Genomic DNA, 22,661 nt, shown 5'->3' on the forward strand with positions numbered 1-22,661 from the left:
AGGCTTTCCTGTCCCGGTCCCGTTTAAACTACAAAAAAACAGCCCGTGTTGTTGAACACGGGCTGCTGGTACTGCCATGTGAGATGCTATTTCGGCTGATCGGCAGGCGATTCCATCGGCAGTCGATTGGCTGGCGTGGAATCGGAGTGAGGCATCGGAGGTGTGATTTCCGTTGCATCGCGATCCTGATAATATCCTTCGTCGCCATAACCGGCATAGTAGCGGTCGGAGTAATCGTACTTGTACTGGTAAGCCTGGGCGTAATCGTATTGACCGTAGCCATAACCATAACCATAGCCGTAGCCATAGCCATAACCGGTTGGGCCTTGCATGGATACGCCATTGACGATGATGCCGAGCGGCTTGGCGCCGAGTGACATCAGGATGTCGCGGGCACGTTCTGCAATGGGTCGGCCATTCTTGGTGACACGCATCGTCATCAATACTCCATCTACACGAGGAGCCACGACGCATGGGTCGGTAACGACCAGCAGCGGAGGCGTATCGACGATCACGTAATCATACTGTTCACGGAGTTCATCCAGCAGTTCCTTGAATCGTGGAGAGGTCAACAGTTCAGCAGGATTAGGTGGAATCGGTCCGCAAGGCAGCAAGGAAAGGCCGGGAATGACAGTAGGCTGAATGGCATCGCGGAGATCGCATTGCCCCATGATGGCTGCTGCAAATCCCTTTTCAGAAGGTACTGCAAAAACCTTGTGCAATCGCGGCCTGCGGAAGTCAGCATCGATCAGAATGGTCGATTTGCCTGACTGTGCAATTGACACTGACAAATTGCTGGAGAGCGTCGTCTTGCCATCACCCATGTTCGGACTGGTGATCTGGATAACCTTGTGCCCTTCGCCACCCGTGCTGAAGTAGAGAGCGGTACGGATGCCACGGAATACTTCTGACTTGCGTGACTTGGGACGATAGTAGGTAACCAGTGTAGGGTCGGGGCCATTGATGGCGCCTTCCAGCTTGGCTGCTTCCTCTTCGGAGATAAGAATCGGAATATGACCAACCACGGGGATGTTGAGCCTGCGGCGGATTTCTTCTGGGCTGCGGAAGCTCTTGTCCGTGAGGTCTGCCAGATAGGCCAACCCGAATCCACCTAGCAGGCCGAAAATGGAGGAAAGCACCATGATGACAAAAAGTCGAGGCTCCACCTTGGTGGCCATCGAGGGATCAGCAATGGTTTCTGCAGCGTAGTTGACTTCATCCTTGGAAACCTTGATGCTGCTCATTTGCTCGGTCAGCGTGGTGATCAACTTCAGCGTTGCTTTCTTCTTCTCTTCATAATCGTTGCTGACCACCACCAGTTTGCCGAGATCTTTGACGGCGTCACGTTCCTTGGCAATTTCGGTATCCAGGATTTTCAGAATATTGTCGTAGCGGATCAGTTCGAGTTTGAATGCATTGACCATCGATTGAATAGGAGTCTCTCGATTCTTGGACATTTCATCCTTGATGACTTCATCTTTGATCTGGTTCAGTTCCTTGGTTTGTTCGGTCAGGTGCGATTGCAATGCAGCAATCTGCAGTCTGACGTCTTTCAACTCTGGATGATTCTTCCCATATTTCGATTCGTACATTTTTTCCAGCAGATCGAGTTGAACGAGTCGGTCACTGGTATTGGTGACTGGCACGGCATGGGTATTTTCCTGACCAGGTCGCACCAGTGAACTGCCCTGGAACTGTGATAAGAGTGAACGGTTATACCCTAATTCCAATCCCTTGCTGATCGCATCCAGTCGAGATTGGACTTCGAGTTTGCGTTCCATGGTTATGACACGGGTGTTTTCCAGCATATCCAATCGGGCGTACATCGGATTCTTACCGGAGGTGGTAGTTGGAATGGCCGGGTTCTGCTCCATGAATGCAATATGATCCTTGCGGAGCTTTTCGTAATCCTGTTGAATGGTGTTTTCAGCTTTTTTAATGACGGAGATCAAATCGCTGGTCTGGTTCTGGTTATTCTCTTTGAGGTATTCTTTATAGTGCTTAATGACTGCTAGAATAATAGTCTGACAATCGTTGGCGATTGGACCTTTGAAAGAAATCTGAAGGACCGGGCTGCGTCCATTGGGATCGCGGTTATCGCGAACGACCAGTAGCCCTGACATGAGAATGTTCAGCATGTCGGAAGGACTTTTCCCCAGAAACGTTTCCAACTTCTTGATGTCAGCATCCTGAATGACATTTTTCAAGATGATCGGGGTGCGTAACAATGTAGCGTGGTAAGTCAGATAATCATCGTTCATGGAATAAGCAGCACGAGGATCATTGGCCATCAGAGGTGGCAGCTTTCGCTGCACGGACAGCAAGGCCTGTGATTGAAATACCGGATCTTTCTGGGTGTAATACAAAGCGCCAATGACCAGCGAGAGAATCAAGCCAAGAATCAGCAGCGACTTGCGCTGCCAGGCTATGCGGTAGATATTGGACTGTGAGACAGCTTCCTGCTGTTGCAACATCATGTCATGCGTCGCTTGAACAGGCGTTCCTTCCAGCAATTCAGGACGAGTCATCGTTGTCTCCTTACAGACAGACTAATTCGCTCATTCCACAGCCATCATACATTTTCTAAATGCAAATCAGAAAGAACAGGTACTTTCTGCGGTTTGACGCCAGAATGAGTCGGGACTCGTTCTGCCATCTCGGTCAACACCTGTTCCACATCTAGAATCATGGCACTGATTTGAGCCAATACCTCAGCATAAGGCCTGTGAATGGAACCTTCCAGTTCCATTCTTCCCACTACAGTCGCTTTGATGCATAAAGGCAGAGAAAATTGCCAAACTTCGTTGGATTGAATGTCCAGATCGTGAAGTTGCCAATGGCCGTGATATCCTTCGTGCCAGGCCGGGGCATTCACGTCCAGGCGTAATCCGATCAGCTTATGTTCGTAGGCCCAGGCTGTCAAACGGTTCCACAAATCCTGCCAATTCGTTGAGCCTTGCAGTTGAATGCTCATTTCCCGCACCTGGCCAGGCGTTCTGCCATTTAGCATGTTGGAAAACGTATTAGCCAGGCGTTTGCGAATGAGTGTCAATTCAACACTGCCAAACATCTTGGTGGCAATCAGTATCGCTACCACCATGCCTGCTGAAATCAGGGCATACATGCCATTTCGCAGGTAAGAAGCCAGCAATGCACCTAGCGTCGTTATAAGGCACATGGCAGCGACCATGCCCAGAATGCTGATGTTGGAAAAGCCTGAACTTGACATACGGTGGTGCAGGTGCCCGCGATCAACATCGTAGATGCTTCGACCAGTCAGTTTGCGTCGGACAATCGCTGCCAGGGTGTCGAAAATCGGGAGAATCAGGAGTGCGAGCGGAGCTGCAAGGCTTACGGTGGCTAGCTCTTTCATGGAGCTTTGAATACCGAGAATTCCAATGGTCAGACCAATGAGCATACTACCTGAATCACCCAGGAATATCTTGGCAGGTGGGAAGTTGAATCGGAGAAAACCCAACAGAGTACCGCCTAAACCAGCAGCAACACAGGCTGTGGCCCACACTTCATTGAGATATGCCACTCCCATAAAGGCAAGACTGGTGACCAAGCCGATGGTGGAAAGCAACCCATCCATGCCATCGAGCAGGTTGAGTGAATTGATAGCGCCCAGTAGCCAGAATGCAGTGAAAATGACCCCGAAGTAACCCAGTTCGATGGTCATCCCATCATATAGCGTGATACGATCCACTTTGGTTCCACTGGCAATCACGAGTGCAACAATCATTATCTGGCCAAGAAGTTTGAATCGTCCACGCAACCGGCCAAAATCATCCAGGACACCTAGTGCGCAGATTAAGCCACCGGCAATGAGAATGCCCAAATGCATGGCAAATTGTTCAGGCAGAATCTCGCCCGTGGTGCCACCCAGGAACCAGCCAACCATGATGGCTGAAAAGGTACCAAAGAGAATAATCGGGCCGCCTGCTACCGGAGTTGGCTTGGCGTGAAGTTTCCGTGTGCCATCCGGATGGTCGAGCAACCCGATACGTGTTGCAAGGCGCATTACCACCGGCGTCATGCCGATTGCAAAGAGCAATCCCACGGTGAAAAGAATCAAAAGCTGCAAGGCGAAATGCATCTAACTCCTACCCTGACAAAGGCTTACTGCGGCAATGTGTAAGCCTTCCAGTGTGTGCCTCCTCATACAGGCCTCATTTTATCCTTAAACCGCATCCCAGCCAAAGGAAATGCACATCTTTTCCTGTTCTTCACTGCACGCAGCGAAGCAGGATGTTCAGCATCGTAGTGAGGTTACGACATACTAGATTGCCACATTCTGGCCCAGGATAAAGAATCTGGGCTGCAAAAGCATTCAGGTTTCTTACGGACAGATTGCTGTGGAGTCAAACAGGCAAGCCAGGCAGTATCAAACGATAGTGCCGGTTGCTTGGATTGGTCAAACTGTGCCTGACTGTGTGTCGTCTCAGGTGGCTGTCTCGACACGTCTGGCTCAATTCTGCTTGCACCACCGAGAAACGGTATGAGTTCCTGCCAGGGGTTTCGCTGGTTGGCTGAACCGTTATTGGCCGAGGTACGATAGCAAACGACGAGTAAATCTTTAGCCCGCGTAGCTGCTACATAGAGCAATCGTTGCTTCTCTGCTGCAATGCGCGTTTGTTCCTCGCTCGCAAACAGCTGCCAATCGGAAGGATAAGCAAGCGAGGTCTTGGAATAGAGGCCAACTGTCTTCATGACATGCAGATAACCTGCAGGCTCAGCCTGTTCACGGCTCACATGCAGTTCCGGCTCACGCTCTTTGGAGTACCCGCCTTGGCTATCAACCAGAATGACAACTCGAGCTTCCAGCCCCTTGGCTTTATGCAGGTTCATGATGCGAACACCGACACCAGCCTGGCTGGGAATGAACATGCCATCCCGTCGAGGCTTGCGTTCCATCAATCGTTCCAGAGAACGCAGTACCCCCTCTACAGTTTGGTCCTCCGAGTTTTCCTGTTGAATGCAAATCAGTGCTTTAGCCAGGCAGCCAGTACCAGCTTCCTGGCTGATTAATCTTGCCCAGAGCGGGAACCCTAACTTCTGCACAGCCCGCTCTAATGCAGCAGATACAGGCATGATGCTCAAGTGCTGAGACATTTCCTGGAGTAATTGAAAGACAGGCTGGATCAAACCTGCAAATGAATGTTGTGGTTCGGGAGTGATAGACCAGCGAAACTTACCTCCACTTTGCTGAAAAGCATACAGTTGTGCATCGCTGATGCCACACAGTTCGCTGCGCAAGAGGCCAACCAATGATGCTGAATCATCAGGATCGCTGACGCTCTTCAGCAGCAGATAGAGCAATCGCAAACCGGAGAAATGATTGAGTTGCGAACCTCCAGTCACCTGGTGAGGTATTTTCCACTGCCCGAGCATATCGCCATAAACCTGCAGGCGTTCTCGTGCCATGCTCAGGATCATGAAGTCATCAGGCACAGCCTGGCTGGTCAGTCCCCGCTTGAGTTCCGATTCTGAACGCTCCAGGTGCAGATTGCCTGCACAAGCTTCCTGAATGAATCGGCAGATGGCATCCGCTTCGGCTTGAGCTACACCTTCTGTCCTGGTGCCTGCAGATTCTTCCGAAATCTCCAGGTATCGCAGGCATTGACTGAGCGGATGTGGTGATTGAATGCCAGGCAGCATTGATGAGTAATTTGCCTGCGTTCCAGGCTGGGCCTGAGAAAAAACCGTTTCAAAGGTGGAGTTGAACCACTCGACAAGAGCAGGCTGCGAGCGAAAGTTGGAAGTAAGCTCTACCGCTTCACCACCAGCAGCAAGTAACCTGTTTTTCACCTGGTCATAGACTTGCAAATCAGCCCGGCGAAAACGGTAGATAGATTGCTTCGGATCACCGACCAGCAGTAAACTGCCCGGTCTTGGTTGAACCTTTAGCCAGTGACTGACATTGCGTTGCGCTGTCAGCCAGAAAATCAATTCTGCCTGAAGCGGATCGGTATCCTGAAATTCATCAACCAGCAGGCGTTTCCATTGCTGTGCAATCTGCTTGCGTACTTGCGGATATAGGCGAACCAGTTCCACGGTGCGCAACAGCAATTCATGGAAGTTGATCAAGCCAAGCCGGCGTCGCTCTTCGCGGAAATACAGTTCTGATTGTTGAAGAAATCGGATAACAATGGGATAGCGATACGTGCGCCATTGATTGAGTAACGGGGTAATCACCTGCTCGCAAAAGAGATTCCATCGATCCCATTCCTGATCACACTGCTTGACGCCGCCCGGCCATCGACGCTTGGTCAGGCTGGCACCAGAATTAATGGGTGTAAACTCTTCCAGGTGTTTTATCACCTGGGCGGCTTCATTCCAGTTGATATTCTCAACCAGCCTGGGCAGCCTGCGATACTTCTGCATCAGTTTATCAGCAGCGTCAGCAGGCAAATTAGGCGAAAGCGACGCCATGTGTTGGTAATAACTTTCCAACTGTGTGCGAATGTTACGGATATCTGGAGGCTGTGTCTCTGCTGCCGGCCAGATTGGAATGTCACTGTATTTTTCAAACAAGAACAAACATTCTTTCAAATCCAAAGGTGCAAGACCGGCAGCCTGCAGTTCCAGCAAAATGGGGTCATTGCCGTTCAGCAACTCGTTTTCCCAGGCGAGCCACAATTCTTCCTGAATATCGCTGTCAGCATCTTCATCCAGTTCGGTGAACCCTGCAGGCAATCCAGCTTCTGCACTATACTCGCGAAGCAGCCGGGCACAGAAGCCATGAATGGTGCCGATGTAACACTGATGGATTTGTTCTAGTGCCTGTGTCAGCCTTTTTTTGATGCGCGAGTCTTCGGCTGCCTGGCAGGAAGCTTCCAACCTGATGAAGAACCGTGAACGCATTTCGCCCGCAGCTTTGCGGGTAAACGTCAAAGCGGCAATTTCATTTACTTTCGCTACACCCTGAGCCAGCATCTGCACCAATCGCTCTACTAATACCGTTGTCTTGCCTGAACCTGCAGAGGCTTCCACCAGATAATTGCGATCAAAGCTGCTGATCAACCTGTCCCGTACAGGTTGGTCTTCGGGAACCATATGCTGTGCACGTTGACTCATGATGACTTTCGGAGCACCCGTAATGGAGTTAGTATCGGGTTCTGTTGGTGTCCCTGTTTTCGGTGTGCCTGGTCGTTCACTTCGCCAACCGCACATGTTGTCTTAAATTCGCAAAGCCTGCAGGTTTCCTGCTGATCGGTAGCAAGAAAAATACCCGCCTGCATCAGTTCCAGTTCTGCATCAATTAAGGATGTGTGTTTGCGAAGTTCCGTTGCAGGCCACTGGATGCGATCTCCTTGCCCACCGTGATGGCCGGGGAAAAAGTAGCCTGCTCCCGTCACCGTTGCTTCGTTGCCAATGATTTGCCGCAACCGTTTTTCCGCTATCTCCACATAGAGCAAAGGCTGAAGCATCTGCCCACCTTTACGCAATGCTGTTCCCTGAAACTCTGCAATACGGCCTGATTTGTAATCCCAGATGTAATACTCACTCGATGGCGATGCGTTCAACAAAACGGTATCAATGCGATCAATCCGCCCCTGTATTTGAATGGTCTTGCCGGAAGGCAGCCGAAGCGAAACAGGTTCATCAGTGTCCAGTTCCGATAAGCCTGGCGGATGTTTCATGCCAATGGTGGTTTCGAAATACCGCGGAGTATATTGATCAGCCAATTGTGCTTCACCCAGCAGGAAAAAGTGAAGCGATTCGTGAAGCTGGCTGATTTCCTGGTTGCGAATGTGAGCCGAAGTCTCCGGCAGTACTTCGGCTCGACGCTGCAATGTCTTCTGGAGCAGTTGCTGAAGTAAGATTGCATCCTTCAGTCGATCAGGCTTGCGGCGTTCCTGCAGCAATTGCACATGATACTGATGGAAAACATCGTGAAGAATTTCACCACGAAGCAGTGCCGTTAACCATTGTCCAGGCTGGATGTTCGTGTACTCTGGTGCTTGAAGACGAAGCACATCATGAAAGAAAAATTTCAGCGGACACTGGTGATAACGCTGAAGCGAATGTGCTGAGAAGCTGCGCTTACTCCGCATCGGATCAAACTCACCACCAGCTTCGGGTACATATCCATCGAATTCTGTGAATTGATAGGATTTACGTTTCTTCGCTGCATGTGCTCCACGCCAGAGCATGGGGAAATCACTACGAAAAAGTGCATTGGTAAAGGGCTGTTCCGGAAAATGATCAAGCCAGCTTTCCGTCGGCGTCAGATGGCAAAGCGATGTATCCGGCCCCAGGGGAGCAGGCAGCCAGCTTTCCAGTTCGTGCAGATCACCTTCTGGCAAACCAGTCTGCAATCGAAATATCCGCAGAAACAACTGGCTCGGAAACAGTTCGCGATCTTCCATTTGATTTGCACTGGGATAAGTGAACATCACCTGGCCGTCATACTCCTGCAAGGAGCGGATAAAACGGTTATCCTGCTGACGCAGCAATTCACGCGTCGTTTGTTGCTGCAATTCAGGCGAAAGCACCCGCCGCTCGCGATCCGTCAGCAGCGATTCGTGACGGGGTATGGACGGATAATGATCTTCTGACATTCCAATACAGAACAGCCACTTTTTTCGAGGCGATTCCTGCAGGCTGATGGGAGTCAACAGCAGGGAGCCGGGCTTCTCCATTTCATCTGGCAAAGTGGAGTTTTCCAGCCGGGCCGACAATCGTTGCCAGACATGCAGCGTACTTTGAAATGATTCCTGACAGAAGACGCTCAGCATCTCTTCTAAAAACTTTGTTGCCTGAAGATCCCATGAATCATCACAAACGGATTGATTGAGTAGTTTTTCTGCCGCTCTCCAGGCTTGCTCGATGTTCTCGTTACTTTCGGGAACTGGCTCCAGAATATCCTGAAACAGGTTTCTTAACGCATTAGCTTCAGGATGATCAATATGAAGTTGAAGCTGTCTGAGCCAACTTGATTTGCTGGTGCATGGAGGAATGGAACGGATCAGGTTGAGCAGTGTTTCCTCGTGATCCTTCGGCAGAATCAGCAATCTCTGGAGCAGCAGTTCGATCAGCGGCTCACGTCGGAAAGATGATTGAATCCAGCGTAGCCAGAATTGCAGAGCTCTGCCAGGTCTGGTCCAGATCAGTGGGATGCCACCACGAAAACAGAGTGGGACTTTCTTTTCGGATGTATGGCGAAGCCCGTTGACCAGAGAATAAAACAACCCAGGGTAGATGCTCTCGTCTGTGTAGAACACTTCCACTTCATCAAATGGAATCTGGTTTCTGATCAGCGTTCCCAGAACAGCGCGAACTTCATATTCCGGGCTGAGTGCCCGATGCATTATCAAGCTGCCATCATTGAGAGGCACGGGAGCCTGCTGCGGTTTATTCAACCAAGCCAAACGTTGCGAGTCCCGGTACGCACGGCGATTAGGGGCTGGTCTCTTGGTGGATAATGGAACCACATCATCCATGGGCAGATGATCCAATATCGATTGAAACAGGCCCTTGGCAGTTATTTCCTCTGCAAGAATTATTTTGCAGCTTGGTATTCCGCCCTCCGCTAACAGGCGATCACGAGCAAGAACCAGCACTCGTGCCGGATCAGCCAAGGCTCCGTTATTGAGTAGTTGCTCGTACTGTTGAAGCACCGCTTTCAGAAGCACTCCCTTATCAGGATTGGGAAATGCTTCGGTATCGATATCCGCAGATTCCATTCCCACCATACGCATCTCATGAATGGTGGAACGAAGGCTCGGAATAATCTGCGAGTGATTCTGGAAAGCCTCAACTACTTTCACCGGCAGTTCCGATTTGGCTTGATGCCAGGCCGTAGCGACGAGTGATTCCTGTTGTAGCGGCGTCAATAGTTTGAGCTTGAAAAACGAAACGGACGGCGAAGCCAACTCTGCAGCAAGCTCCCAAAGTGAGCAGGGATATATTCGAAGGGATTGTGGGTAAGCCTGATGAAAGAGTTCGGCCAGGTTTTGTGCAGAGGCCAGTGTTGAACTGAGTAGTAATATTTTTACTGGTGCTTCGGACAGATTCTTGGCTATCTCAGCCAGTTCATCAAGACGTGGATCGTTCCCTGATACCATACAACATCCTGCTGCATTTTCTCCTCTCTCCGCACTGGGGAGAGGGGTTTATTAATTACGCTTTCCTCTATCAGCATGTTAGCAGGTAGTGAAGAGGCTGCACAACGATTTATTTGTTGGTCTTTAGCTTGTCTGGTTGATTATTGCGTTCAAATCGTGCCATTTCTTCCTTCAGCGCGGCCAGTGATGCTGGCAGTGGCATAGCTGCTTCATTCATCTTGAGCGTCATCTGTATTAGTTCAGCGATGTCGCGATTTCTCAACATCTGGTTCTGGAGAATTCGTTTAGGGTTTGCACTATTACGTTGCGTCAGTGCCTGTTCCAGTGCATCGTTGGATGCTTTGGTCTTGCCTTCGGTAGCCAGTAGCACTGCCATACCTATGTACCCGATGGCTCGATACGGTTCAGGCGCCTGTACAGCACGAGCTTCTTTGTCTGCAAATTGACGGGCTCGATCGTGTGTATCATCAAGGTTCAGAACATAAAACTTCATCAGTTCTGCTCGAACACGCAGACCCTGCTGCATCTTTTCGAGCGGAAATTCCAGCGGATTATCTGGATTACGCTGATATTTTGTTTCCTCAACACGTTTCAACAGCTTCTGCTCAAGTTCCAGCAGTGATGCATTCAGAATTTTCTTGGGATCGCTCACTGCAGTCGAAGCAGCAGTGGAAGCCTTGGTTGCAACGGCATTATCTGATCGCAGCACAAAACCGATGATCGCACCGCCAATGATCGCCAGCATGACCGAGCCACCAACGACAGGCATAAGCCAGCGTAATTTGCCTCTGTTAACAGAGGCAAGTCTGCTGCTGGAAGACCCCGTGAAGGCGGATACTGCGGCAGGGTCAGGTAGTGTTTCTACTTCAGCCTGGTAAGTATCCGACTCCGCAGCAGTGTTGCCAGCCAGCTTGTCCTGAATGCGTCGTAACTCACGCAATACTTCACGTGCACTTTGCGGGCGATCTTCCGGTTGCTTGGCGAGCAGGCGATGCACCAGGCTGCACAATTCAGCAGGAAGATCAGGCCGAAGTTCCTGTATTGGTTGCGCGGCATCCGTCAGATGCCTGACACCCACTGCCATCGCAGATTCTGCAAGGAAAGGCGGTTGCCCGGTCAGCAGATGATAGCAGGTTGTCCCCAATGAATAGAGGTCGGTTCGCGTATCAACGGGTTTGCCAAGAATTTGTTCCGGGCTCATGTACAGCGGTGTACCCATGGTGGTGCCCGACTGGGTCAGATGTACCTCATCGCCCACCATGCGGGAAAGACCAAAATCCGCAACCTTCACTTCCACCTTGCGGGTAATCAGAATATTTTCCGGCTTGATGTCGCGATGGATAATCCCCAACTCCGCAGCTTTCACCAAAGCAGAGGTGATCTGCCTCATGATTGCCAGGGCAATGGTAATTTCCGGAGGCCCCTTTCGATTCAGGTAATCTTTAAGGTTGGTCCCTTCTACATATTCCAGGGCCATGTAGCGGGTGCCTTGTTCACTTCCTACCGAATAGACTTGCACAATGTTGGGATGAGTTAGCTGCGCGATAGCCTTCGCTTCTGCTTCAAAGCGTTTCAGAAAAGTCTCGTTCTCGGCATGATCACGACGAAGGAATTTGATTGCCACGCGACGCTGCAGGGAGAGTTGGTCTGCAAGGAAAACCTGCCCCATGCCTCCCTGGCCCAAACAGCGCACCAGGCGAAAGTCTCCAAACTGCTGGCCCGGCAGGTAAGTCTCGATGGAATGGCTCGAACCGGCAATATGGTTGGCATTGCCAGATGGTTGATTTACAGTAACAGCCGTGGGGGGCGGTGTTGTAGAGTCTTCGCTGGAAACCGGGACTGCAGGCTTCATAGAGTTCTCATCGTACGCATGGCAATATCCCCCACATCCCTAACATGCCATATACCCCGTCAGAGTACAAGGGTTTCGCAACAGGTAATTCTTCGTCCCATCACAATTGAGCCTCGCATTAAGCTGGGTTTGTATATAATTGCGTAGGTAACCCCTCTATTAGCCGGAGTTTCTAGTGGCGGTTTTCTCCGAAAACCAGACTATCCCAGAAATGGATCGCCATTCGGTTTTGGTCTTTGCCGTTGAACCTGATGAGCAACAGCAGGTGTGCGATGCACTTTGTTGCCATGATGACTGGGCCGTTCGTTTTGTCACTTCCGAAAAACAAGCTCTGGCAGAAATTTCCAAGAACCCGCCGGCGCTGATGCTGGTCGATATGCAGGATCTCGTCAAGCACGGCATTGACTTTGTAGATACCTTGCGTCGAAAGCATCCTCTGGTGCCAGTAGTTCTGCTGACCCGAAGAGACGATGAACCCGTCTTTCAGGCTTTGCGGCATGGTGCAGTAAACTATGTACCCTGGAAATTGATTGATACCGGTCTGGTTGAAGTAGCAGAAAGTGTTTTGCTCGCTTCTGAGGTGCGCAAGTGCCGCAATCGTCTTCTTTCCTACACCGTGAAACAGGAACATCACTTTTCACTGGGTAACGATACTTCGCTGGTACCTGCACTGATCGGGTTGTTCCAGGAATCTTTACTGGGCATGGGTATCTGTGATCAGGCAGAAAGCATTCGCGTCAACATGGCAATGGAAGAAGCACTGCTCAATGCCATTTACCATGGCAACCTGGAAGTCAGTTCCAAGCTTCGAAACGATCCGGAACGTGGCGATGAACCTTATCGTGAAGAGATTGAAAAACGCCGCAAGTTGTCTCCGTACAAAGATCGAAAGATTACAGTACACGCCAGGCTGACCACCACGGAGGCGCATTTTGTCATCAGCGATGAAGGGCCTGGATTTGATCCCGGCGCTCTGCCAGATCCAACCGATCCAGATAATATTGAACTGGCCAGCGGTCGTGGTCTGCTACTGATTCGCACCTTCATGGATGAAGTGCATCATAATGAGCAGGGAAATACCATCACGATGATCAAACGACGTCAAAACGGCAAGTAGTTGATATTCATTATCGCAGGATAGCCATATGCAACTGCTTCTCGATACGGAAAAATTGCAGCAGGCGTTGGTCAATCTTGCACAACAGCTTGCACACGAGATGACGCCAGAGGCACAAACCGTTCTGGTCGGTATTCGCTCACGGGGCGTACCCCTGGCTCATCGCCTGGCTGGGTTATTGCAAGCAACTTCCGCACAGAAAATACCCGTTGGTTCGCTCGATATCACCCTTTACCGGGATGATCTGCATCAACGCCGACGTTGGCCCGTGGTGAAGGGCACCGACATACCATTCTCACTCGAGGATACTCGCGTCATCCTTGTGGATGATGTGCTTTTCACTGGCCGAACCGTGATGGCTGCTTTAACCGCTTTGGCAGATCTGGGCAGGCCGGCATTAGTCAGACTGGTGACTCTTATTGATCGTGGTCACCGCGAGTTTCCCATTCAAGCCGATTATGCAGCGTTGACTCTCGACACTGCACCAGGTGATCGCATCAACGTCCGGCTACAGGAAACAGATGGTATTGATGAAGTGGTTCTGCTTTAGCGAAGCAATTCGTGAATCGTGTTGAGCGTATCCTGGTTGGCATTTTCCTGTTTGCGTGCCAGATCAACAATCAACTGTCCCAGCAGTCGGTAAGCGTGCACCACGACTGGCTTGTTTCCTTCCAGTGCAGCCAGGTGTCGTGCCACCGTTCCAACTTCACCGCGGCTGATCGGGCCGGTGAGTGCTTGCACCGTCCCCAGTTTGATGACGTTCTGAATGCTTCCAGTCATCAGAGGTCCGAGCAGTTGCATCGCTTGTTCACGTTGAAAGCCCGCCTGCTCAATACATTGCACTGCCACTTCGGTCAACGCTACCAGGCAGTTGCTGGCAAGTGTTGTTCCAGCATGATACACCGCCTTGTCGCGGTTGCTCATCTTGACCTCAATCGGTATGCCACCAATGGCACGACACGCTTCGGATAACAGCAAGCAGGCTTCCGTTCCGCCTTCGATGACGCAAGGTGTACCGGCAAAGGTCTCTGCTGCAAGTGCTGGATCAGCAAAACTCTTGGCTGCATGAAAGCTGGCAACTTCAGCACCAGCTTCCTGCAAGGGTTTCAGCACGCTCGAAGGAATGGCCCCGCTGGCATGCCAGCAAATGGCCCCTTCCATGATCATTCCGGTTTGTGCCAGTTCTCGTGCAACACCTGACAGTGCATCATCAGGTACTGCGAGAAAAAACGCATCGGCAGGCTCGATGGAACTGAATTCACAAATAGGAATGCCTGACCCTAAAAATGACACGGCTTCCTGGGCACTTTCAAGATGACGTGTCAATACCTGACCGATCGAGAAGACTTTGGCTTGTGCCCATCGTCGTCCCAACGCACGTCCAACTTTGCCGCATCCCAGGAATGTAAGAGTCTGCATCATTTTTAAGTTACAAAGCAAATGCTTCAGATGCCAGCATTCTTTAGAATCATTTTTCTAACCTGTTGTGCTGCATGATCTTCGTCTTACTTCTGTCCCCAGCACCCTCACCCCTCATCCCTCCCATTGCTACAATGGATTTCAACTTCAGCATGATTTACGCTGTGAAATGAGGGCCTGCGAGCATGGCAACACTCAAAGAAGCAATACTGGTTCACCCGGGTGGACGCTATTGCATACTGCTCCTGATAGGGTTGATTTACGGTTTGGTGCTTCCTGGAACTCTGGCAGTTCGACCCTGGTGGGCCTATTTCACTCTGGCTGTGATTGCCCTCGTGCCTCTGGGACTCTTTATCAACAACCGCAGAACGGTGCATCTCTTTGGTCTGCTCGTCATCGCTGCATTAATGGCTGGAGTCTACTTGGCCGACAACATGCAGGAATCTGCCAGCGAGCAGGTGATCCGCATATCGAATGAATTAACCCAGGCAGTTTCGAAGGCTGATTATGCTACAATCGAAAAGCACTTGGCCAGCGATTACAAATGGCACAACCTCAACAAAGCCGGCATGATGAACCGCGTGAAAACATCTCTGCTGCCAAGCGAATCACGATCCTGTTCCATTTCGTCTGCCAAGGTAAAGGAGCCGGAAGGATCACCGAAACTGACTGTGGAAGGCAACTTATCCGCCAATGGTCGATACGGCAGTGAAGAAGGATTCTTTACGGGCACCATTGAGCTTAAATATCAACAGCAATCAGATGGAACCTACAAACTAGTTGGTACTCGTGTAGCCTGGTTCAACGGCAATGAGGTCTCGATCCCAACACGTTAGTTCACGTATTCACGGAATGTGTGAGTAAATAATAACATACAAAATGTAAAATAAACTTGACATAATGTAATGTTAAGCGTACTATGATTTCATGAAACCACAGTATGAGATAGTCAGCCTGCTACGAAAGTATCGGCGGCTGGCTGACATCACCCAGGAAGAACTTGCTGAACGAATCGGAGTTACGCGTCAAACGATCCTTTCGATTGAGAAGGGAAATTACACTCCCTCGGTGGCGCTGGCTCTCCAACTTGCCCATGTGCTGGGGGTTCGCGTGGAAGATTTGTTCCTGCTCACGAAGGTGCAAAACCATGAACAAACTTAAGCCACTCGAGTTCTGGTGTGAAAAACGAATCACCATTATTGCTATTCTGTTCGTGATAGCCGGACTGCTCCTATCCAACCTTTCCTGGTGGTTCCTCTTGCTGAGTGCCGCCGGTGCAGTGGGGCCGGGCATCCTTCGAGAACTGGGCTGGTTGACTGATAAAGACGAATTTCAACTTCATGCCAACTACCGTGCAGGCTATCATGCCTACCTTACACTGGGGCTCCTGGCCTTTGTCCTCGTCGCCTATTTTCGATCAGCTGAAAGACACATTCAGCAGCCAGAGGAACTGGCAACACTCTTTCTTGTCACACTCTGGTTCACCTGGTTTCTCAGCTCTTTGATCAGTTTCTGGGGAGCGAGGAAAGCTGCTGTTCGTCTGCTCGTTATCTTTGGCTGTGCCTGGCTTGCATTTGTCATCGCTGCCAACACCGGCAATGAATGGACGGGCTGGACTTCACTGTTCATGCATACACTCCTGATAATCCCGTTCTTCGGCCTTGCCTGGATGGCACATCGCTGGCCACGCCTGGCTGGCCTGCTTCTTCTCATCGTAGCTGGTTTTCTAACCTATTTCCTTGGTTTCTTCCGGAGTGACCATTTAGCCATCATCAACCAGGCTGTGACCCTGGTACTCTTGATCGGCCCGATTCTTGCCAGTGGTATTGCCCTGTTGGCAATGCGAAAACACCATCAAACCTCGGTGGAAGAGGATGATTCTTCTTCCTCATCGACAGACCACGAATCCTGATACCCTGCTGGTTTCGATGAAATCAGTACTCTCTTGAAAGGAGGGAAGACATGTCCTCTGCTTCCGTTCTGCGAGCCTGTGCTTTTGCATTGCTGATATGCCTGTTCACTAGTTTCGGCACATCAGCCCATATGCCCCTCTTGACACCAGAAGATAAGAAAGTTCGTGTGGGAGTATTTGATTCACGAGCCATCGCGGTTGCCTACTATCGTTCTTCTGATTTCAACACGATCATGAAGCAGTTGCACGCTGAACACAAAAAAGCCAAGGCATCTGGTGATAATAAACTGGCCAAAGAGTACGAGAAACGTGGCAAAGCACTGAATGATCTGGCACATCAACAGGGTTTTGGAACTGGTTCAGTTGATACGATCCTGAAAAAGGTAAAAGAGCATCTGCCCGCCATCGCCAAAGCGACTAACGTTCAAGTGATTGTGTCGCGCTGGAATCTTACCTACCAGGAAAAGGACACGGAGTTTGTCGATGTAACTGATCAACTGGTCATGTTATTTAACCCGGACGAAACCACGTTGAAGATGATCAATGATCTTCGGAAGAAGGCACCCATCGAGAACAGTAAAGATCATTAAACACCATGTTAGCATCTATGGTTTGCTAATGCTCAGCAAACCATACGTAACGATCATCCTTAGGTGAGTGGTACATCCTCTCTCAGTTTGAAAGTCGCAACCCAGGCAAATGACGACTCACCCTGGTTAAACATGAATATCCGAGGACATTTCCGAATCTAAGGCGTGTCGATTAAGTACAGGATTTACCATTTCTTTCAGATATTCTTCTACCTGTTCCTTCGATCTGCCGGTGAATCGTTCAGCCTGTATCAACTCCTGAATGTTCAGTTGCGAGAAATGGCTGTCAGCTGCCAATCGCTCAAGCAGATCATTTCTCCCGCCGGATTTCACCGAGTCCATCGCGGCATGGCTGTGCTGGCGAATCGCTTCATGAATCACCTGTCGATCGCCTCCAGCCTGCGTTGCTTTCATCATGATTTCTTCCGTTGCCATGAAGGGCAGTTGTTGCATGACGTTCAGCTGTATCACGTCCGGATAAACCTGCAGGCCTCGCGAGATGTTAAGCAGCAACCGCAAAATCGCATCGACGCCGAGGAATGCCTGGGGTAACGTCAATCTGCGGTTTACACTGTCATCCAGGGTACGCTCAAGCCACTGCGTCGCCGTGGTTTGTGAAGTATTGTTAGTCAGGCTGATGACAAAGCGGGCCAGCCCACACATTCTTTCTGCCCGCATGGGGTTGCGCTTGTAAGCCATGGCAGACGACCCGATTTGATCCGTTTCAAAAGGCTCTTCCAGCTCATGGTGATGCTGCAGCAGTCGGAGATCGTTGCCGATTTTATGGGTCGATTCAGCAATGCCTGAAAGCGTTTGCACAATCTGGCTGTCAATTTTGCGAGTGTACGTTTGCCCGGTTACTTCATGAACGTGTTCAAAGCCCATCTTGCTGGCCACCAGGCGGTCCAGTTGACGGACTTTTTCATGATCGCCCTGGAACAATGTTAAGAAGCTGGCTTGTGTACCTGTCGTCCCCTTGGCGCCGCGGAATCGCAGTGTCGCCAGGCGATGTTCGATCTCTTCCAGATCGAGTATGAGGTCGTGCATCCACAATGTTGCCCGCTTGCCAACCGTGGTCAGTTGCGCTGGTTGAAAATGGGTGTAGCCCAGCGTTGGCAACGCTTTCCATTTGTCAGCAAAGGCGGACAACGCTCTCAGGGCTGCAACGATCTGCGACCTGATAAGTTGCAACCCTTCTTTCATTAGCAGCAAGTCGCCATTATCGGTGACGTAGCAACTGGTGGCACCGAGGTGAATGATGCCACGAGCCGTCGGGCAGCAGTCGCCATAGGTGTGCACATGAGCCATCACATCATGTCGAAACTGCTTTTCGTAGCGGGCAGCCTTTTCAAAATCGATGTCATCCAGATGGCTTTTCATTTCCAGAATTTGACTAGGGGCAATGCGAAGTGAACCATCGTCGGCAGGCAGCCCCAGTTCGGCCTGTGCTTCGGCGAGCGCCAACCACAACCGCCTCCACAAGCCGATGCGACGCTGGGAACTCCAGAGAGCGAGCATCTCTTCACTGCAATACCGGGTGAGAAACGGGTTTTCCCAGGAGGTTGTGGAAGGCATAGAGGCGATTCTTGAGTGAAAATGATGTTTCTATTGCTGATTTATGGGTTTGGCGGAAGTCTGTCCGGCACATTAACCAAAACAGTCTCGTTCGATAAGAGGCGAATAACCTGCAGGAAATCTGCAAAGAACTTGATCAAACTCGTTCGACTACTGCGTTTCGCAGGTTTATTTTTGCCGAATCAATGGTGGTAAGGCTGAGCGAGCCACGACAAGGTTGTGCGTGGATGCGCTGTACTTCATGGAGGATGAAACATGTTCGCTCGCGGCATGACGCTGCTTCTGGCCGGCATATTGGGCCTGGGGATGTTCTTCGGTGGGGCTGATACCGCCAAGGCTGATGATATCAACCGCATGTATCACTACCCCTACTACTACTACCCACACAGCTACTATCCGAATTATCAGCGCTGGCCTCAGCCACGCGGCCATTTCCAGCCAGCCCCCAACTGGATGGCCTATCCTCCTTACCTCGATCAGAACTTCCACTACCCACTGTTTGAACAAAAACGCTACTACCGAGGCAACCACTTCTTCCTCGATCAGTTCTAAGCGTATTGGAGTGTAGTCCTCACTCTCTGAGTGAGGACTGCAATGATTAGCGTTAGTTTTGCTTTCAAAATACGTTTGCCGAGGAGCAGAGAGCCCGGAACACAAGACGTGTTCCGTGTCCTCAGCACCTCGGCAATGATAGTTTATTAGCGTGGGAATTGATCTGGATTGTCAGTAAAGATGGCATCAACGCCCAGTTTCAGATAGTACTTCATTTCCGCTTTCACATCTGCAAATTTCCCAGTCTGTTTGGATCTGCAAGTATAAATGGTTACCGAAAGCCCAACTTCGTGACTGTCCTTGATCAGGTTTGGAAACTGATCAACCAGCAGCTTGGATGGCCCCACACCTTCCACCAGATTCTTCAATTCACGCAGATTTTCCGGCGAGAAGGTATCTCGAGTAGCTCGCTCGTACAGAAGCAGTAATGGCAGCTTGCAGCTATACTCGGCACGCAACTTCTTCAAGCTCGCCTGGCTGAAGGACTGAATGACCACTGGTGTTGCAGGATCTGCACCAGGTTGATCAAGCTTGTTGGTCTTGAGAAACTCCATAACCAGCTTCTCCATCGATATGCCTTGTGATTCATAACTCTCCGGCGACTTGGTTTCAGGAATGATGCCTGCTTTGCCCCGCACCAGGTCGAGCATTTCCTGAAAAGTCGGCACTTTTTCTCCTGCGAATTTCGCATTAAACCAACTGCCTGCATCCAGCGATTTGATTTCTGCAAGAGTAAAATCAGCAACCAGCCAACGCTCTTTGCCTTTCACATTTCTGCTGCGGTCCGGAAACACGGTCTTCACATTGGTTGTTCGGTCCAGCGTTTCATCATGCATGCAGATGAGCACGCCATCTTTGGTGATCTGCAGATCGGGTTCAACAAAGTCGGCTTTCATTTCGAGTGCCAGCCGATATGCCGCCAGAGTATGCTCCGGGGCATAGGCAGAAGCGCCACGATGGGCAATGTTGATGGGAGTCTTGGGGTACATCTTGAGTGAAGGTTCATGCATGTGATGAGCCATGATAACACTTGTCATGATGATGAAGTGCATGATGATTCCTCAAACAGGAAATGCAGTTGTATGTGTGAAATTGCCATGCTCTAATGTCTGCATGATCTGGTGGATTGTTTTTCTAATACTGGCTGTACTTCGCTGGTACATCTATCGTCAGGATATTAAACGATTAGGGGAGACGCAGGCCCGCCGCAGGGTAGTTCAAGGAATCTTCATCTTGCTCACTGTTTATCTGGGGATACTGGCATTGCTCCTGGGTTTCGAAAGCAAACTGGTCTATCATCCTTTGTCGCCCAGAGAATACTGGTTGCCGCCACCTGGTGTAAATCATCAGGAAGTAAAACTGAAAAGCTCCACAGGTGATGAGATTCATGCCTGGTGGTGTGAACAGGCGAATGCAAAGTTCACCATCCTCTTCAGTCACGGCAATGCAGGCAATCTGAGCAACCATGCCTGGATCATTCCTGAGCTGCGCAAGGCATTTCCCTGCAATGTGCTCATCTATGACTATCCCGGATTTGGATACAGCACCGGCAAACCCGGCGAAGCAGCCTGTTATGCCAGTGCCGAAGCAGCATACACGTGGCTATTGCAGGAAAAGAAAGTGCCTGCAACTCAACTGATATTGATGGGGCAATCTTTAGGTTGTGCCATGGCGTGTGAACTAGCTTCGCATCACGATCACCAAGCTCTGGTATTGTTAAGCCCATTTACCACGATTCGCGACCTGGGACAGGAACTGATGCCCATCTTCCCGGTCCGCTGGCTCATGGGTCATCGCTACGACAACCGCAGCAAACTGGAAAAGCTCAACAAGCCACTGCTCATTGGACATGGCACTGCGGATGAAGTCATTCCTTTTCATCACGGACAGAAACTGTTTGATGCATCCGCCAGTAAAAGCAAAAAGTTCCACACCATCAAGGGTGGAACGCATAATGAATTCTCACCAGATTATTTCGTGGCAGTGAAACAGTTTCTTGATGAGCTTCCATAACAGAAAAATTGTGGCAGGGGCAGGCATGAATACATGTTTGCCTCTGCCACGGCAATCTGGCTGCTACAGGCTGCCAACCCATTTGAGTATCGGTTCTCTCGCAGCCTTGGCTTCATCCGGCCGGCAGATCGTAAGTGTCTGCGGAGCCGATTGCAGCAGCGCTGGATCTTCGGATTTCATTTTGATCAGCGTGTCGGCGAATGCATCGAGCGTTTCCTTGCTTTCCGTTTCTGTAGGCTCAATCATGAGCGCTTCCGGGATGATGAGCGGGAAGTACACCGTCGGGGCATGGAAGCCATAATCGAGCAGCCGCTTGGCGATATCCATGGCGGAAACTCGTCGTTCGCGGCGATCCTTCCTGGCGCTCGCGACAAACTCGTGCATACACCGGTCGCCATGCGGAACTTCATAATGATCTTTCAGTCGAGCCAATAGGTAGTTGGCATTGAGCACAGCTTGCTCGCTGATTTCCCTAAGGCCCTCTGGCCCTAGCGTGCGGATATAGATGTACCCACGTACCAGGATGCCAATGTTGCCATTAAAGCTGCGCACTCTGCCGATAGATTTTGGTCGTTTATCATCGAGATAGAAACTGCCATCCGCTTTTTTGGCAACAATGGGTGTGGGCAGGAAAGGAGCGAGGAAATCACGCACCGCAATTGGGCCTGCACCCGGGCCACCAGCGCCATGCGGGCCAGTGAAGGTCTTGTGCACGTTGTAATGCATCATGTCGGCGCCAAAATCGCCTGGCCGGGTTCTACCCAGGATGGCATTCATGTTGGCGCCATCGAGATAGACCAGTCCGCCCACTGCATGAACAGCTTTGGTGATTTCCAGAATCTTGGTCTCGAATAATCCGCAGGTGTTCGGATTGGTAATCATGAACACAGCAACATCGTTGTTCAACTTGGCCTTGAGATCATCAAAGTTTACCAAGCCATGTTCGTCACTTTTGACTGTAACAACTTCGAAACCTGCAATGACTGCACTGGCAGGGTTAGTGCCATGTGCTGAATCAGGCACCAGGACCTTATGCCGCTTCTCATTCTTGTCTTTGAAGTAGGCTGCAGCTACCAGCAACGCAGCCAACTCGCCCTGGGCGCCAGCAGAGGGCTGCAGCGATACCGCGGGCAAGCCTGCAATTTCTCCCAGGCATTGCTGCATACCGTAAAGGAGTTCCAGCATGCCTTGCGAAGAGGCATCGCTCTGGAGTGGATGCAGATCAACGATTCCCGACATGCTTGCGAGCCGTTCGTGCCGCTTGGGGTTGTACTTCATGGTACATGACCCCAGCGGGTAGAAATTCGTATCGACCGACATGTTCTGCGTGGAAAGGTTGACGTAATGCCGAAGCACATCGCTCTCTGCAACTTCAGGCAAAGGCAGTGGCCGATCCGCCAGGTACTGCTTGGGAATAAGTTTTTCCACACTCAAAGCAGGCACATCGCATTCAGGCAGTCGATGACAGCGACGGCCAGCTTTGTGCAATTCAAAAAGTAACTGTGTTGACTGTCGCTTATCCATACTGGTTCGGGCCTTGTGCAAAGTGCTCTCGCAT

Annotated in this window: 17 protein-coding genes; 8 read left to right on the forward strand and 9 right to left on the reverse strand. The window is 50.7% G+C overall.

What is annotated here, in order from left to right:
• Window positions 1-86: 86 nt before the first annotated feature.
• The 5 genes from JNJ77_17655 to JNJ77_17675 form a co-directional block, all read right to left on the reverse strand.
• The gene (locus tag JNJ77_17655; GenBank protein ID MBL8824417.1) at window positions 87-2,528 is read right to left on the reverse strand and encodes a polysaccharide biosynthesis tyrosine autokinase; all 2,442 of its coding nucleotides are present in this window, start codon (window positions 2,526-2,528) and stop codon (window positions 87-89) included.
• A gap of 44 nt (window positions 2,529-2,572) precedes the next feature.
• Window positions 2,573-4,099, reverse strand: coding sequence for an undecaprenyl/decaprenyl-phosphate alpha-N-acetylglucosaminyl 1-phosphate transferase (locus JNJ77_17660; GenBank protein ID MBL8824418.1), 1,527 nt, complete (start codon window positions 4,097-4,099; stop codon window positions 2,573-2,575).
• 173 nt (window positions 4,100-4,272) lie between these two features.
• The gene (locus tag JNJ77_17665) at window positions 4,273-7,080 is read right to left on the reverse strand and encodes a UvrD-helicase domain-containing protein (GenBank protein MBL8824419.1); all 2,808 of its coding nucleotides are present in this window, start codon (window positions 7,078-7,080) and stop codon (window positions 4,273-4,275) included.
• Entirely contained in the window at window positions 7,077-10,073 is a 2,997-nt protein-coding gene (locus JNJ77_17670) for a PD-(D/E)XK nuclease family protein (GenBank protein MBL8824420.1), read from the reverse strand. Before JNJ77_17670 ends, JNJ77_17665 begins: the two co-directional genes overlap by 4 nt.
• 109 nt (window positions 10,074-10,182) lie before the next feature.
• Window positions 10,183-11,925 (reverse strand): serine/threonine protein kinase, encoded by a 1,743-nt coding sequence (locus JNJ77_17675; GenBank protein MBL8824421.1) that lies wholly within the window; start codon window positions 11,923-11,925, stop codon window positions 10,183-10,185.
• A gap of 175 nt (window positions 11,926-12,100) precedes the next feature.
• Here JNJ77_17675 and JNJ77_17680 point away from each other — a divergent pair, with 175 nt between their 5' ends.
• Window positions 12,101-13,042: an ATP-binding protein gene (locus JNJ77_17680; GenBank protein ID MBL8824422.1), complete on the forward strand. Its 942-nt coding sequence runs from the start codon at window positions 12,101-12,103 to the stop codon at window positions 13,040-13,042.
• A gap of 28 nt (window positions 13,043-13,070) precedes the next feature.
• Window positions 13,071-13,592 (forward strand): bifunctional pyr operon transcriptional regulator/uracil phosphoribosyltransferase PyrR, encoded by a 522-nt coding sequence (pyrR, locus tag JNJ77_17685; GenBank protein MBL8824423.1) that lies wholly within the window; start codon window positions 13,071-13,073, stop codon window positions 13,590-13,592.
• Here the strand turns inward: pyrR and JNJ77_17690 are convergent.
• The gene (locus tag JNJ77_17690) at window positions 13,589-14,464 is read right to left on the reverse strand and encodes a DUF2520 domain-containing protein (protein ID MBL8824424.1); all 876 of its coding nucleotides are present in this window, start codon (window positions 14,462-14,464) and stop codon (window positions 13,589-13,591) included. The genes pyrR and JNJ77_17690 overlap by 4 nt on opposite strands.
• A gap of 182 nt (window positions 14,465-14,646) precedes the next feature.
• On the opposite strand from JNJ77_17690, the gene JNJ77_17695 reads away from it, so the two are divergent.
• From JNJ77_17695 to JNJ77_17710, 4 genes are all read left to right on the forward strand, one after another.
• Window positions 14,647-15,297 (forward strand): hypothetical protein, encoded by a 651-nt coding sequence (locus tag JNJ77_17695; protein ID MBL8824425.1) that lies wholly within the window; start codon window positions 14,647-14,649, stop codon window positions 15,295-15,297.
• A gap of 91 nt (window positions 15,298-15,388) precedes the next feature.
• Window positions 15,389-15,622, forward strand: a complete 234-nt coding sequence (locus JNJ77_17700) for a helix-turn-helix transcriptional regulator (GenBank protein MBL8824426.1) — start codon at window positions 15,389-15,391, stop codon at window positions 15,620-15,622.
• Window positions 15,609-16,373, forward strand: a complete 765-nt coding sequence (locus JNJ77_17705) for a hypothetical protein (protein MBL8824427.1) — start codon at window positions 15,609-15,611, stop codon at window positions 16,371-16,373. Before JNJ77_17700 ends, JNJ77_17705 begins: the two co-directional genes overlap by 14 nt.
• Window positions 16,374-16,423: 50 nt before the next feature.
• The gene (locus tag JNJ77_17710) at window positions 16,424-16,963 is read left to right on the forward strand and encodes a hypothetical protein (protein ID MBL8824428.1); all 540 of its coding nucleotides are present in this window, start codon (window positions 16,424-16,426) and stop codon (window positions 16,961-16,963) included.
• A 126-nt stretch (window positions 16,964-17,089) separates the two neighbouring features.
• On the opposite strand, the gene JNJ77_17715 is transcribed toward JNJ77_17710, so the two are convergent.
• Window positions 17,090-18,538, reverse strand: coding sequence for an adenylosuccinate lyase (locus tag JNJ77_17715; protein MBL8824429.1), 1,449 nt, complete (start codon window positions 18,536-18,538; stop codon window positions 17,090-17,092).
• 255 nt (window positions 18,539-18,793) lie between these two features.
• Here JNJ77_17715 and JNJ77_17720 point away from each other — a divergent pair, with 255 nt between their 5' ends.
• Window positions 18,794-19,090, forward strand: coding sequence for a hypothetical protein (locus JNJ77_17720; protein ID MBL8824430.1), 297 nt, complete (start codon window positions 18,794-18,796; stop codon window positions 19,088-19,090).
• Between the two features lie 146 nt (window positions 19,091-19,236).
• On the opposite strand, the gene JNJ77_17725 is transcribed toward JNJ77_17720, so the two are convergent.
• Window positions 19,237-20,142: a glycerophosphodiester phosphodiesterase gene (locus JNJ77_17725; protein MBL8824431.1), complete on the reverse strand. Its 906-nt coding sequence runs from the start codon at window positions 20,140-20,142 to the stop codon at window positions 19,237-19,239.
• A gap of 61 nt (window positions 20,143-20,203) precedes the next feature.
• On the opposite strand from JNJ77_17725, the gene JNJ77_17730 reads away from it, so the two are divergent.
• On the forward strand, window positions 20,204-21,103 hold the full coding sequence (locus JNJ77_17730) for an alpha/beta hydrolase (protein MBL8824432.1): 900 nt from the start codon (window positions 20,204-20,206) through the stop codon (window positions 21,101-21,103).
• 63 nt (window positions 21,104-21,166) lie between these two features.
• On the opposite strand, the gene gcvPB is transcribed toward JNJ77_17730, so the two are convergent.
• A complete protein-coding gene (gene gcvPB, locus JNJ77_17735; protein ID MBL8824433.1) occupies window positions 21,167-22,627 on the reverse strand; it encodes an aminomethyl-transferring glycine dehydrogenase subunit GcvPB in 1,461 nt (486 codons plus the stop codon).
• Between the last annotated feature and the right edge of the window lie 34 nt (window positions 22,628-22,661).

The organism is Planctomycetia bacterium (genome assembly GCA_016795155.1).
GTDB lineage: Bacteria > Planctomycetota > Planctomycetia > Gemmatales > HRBIN36 > JAEUIE01.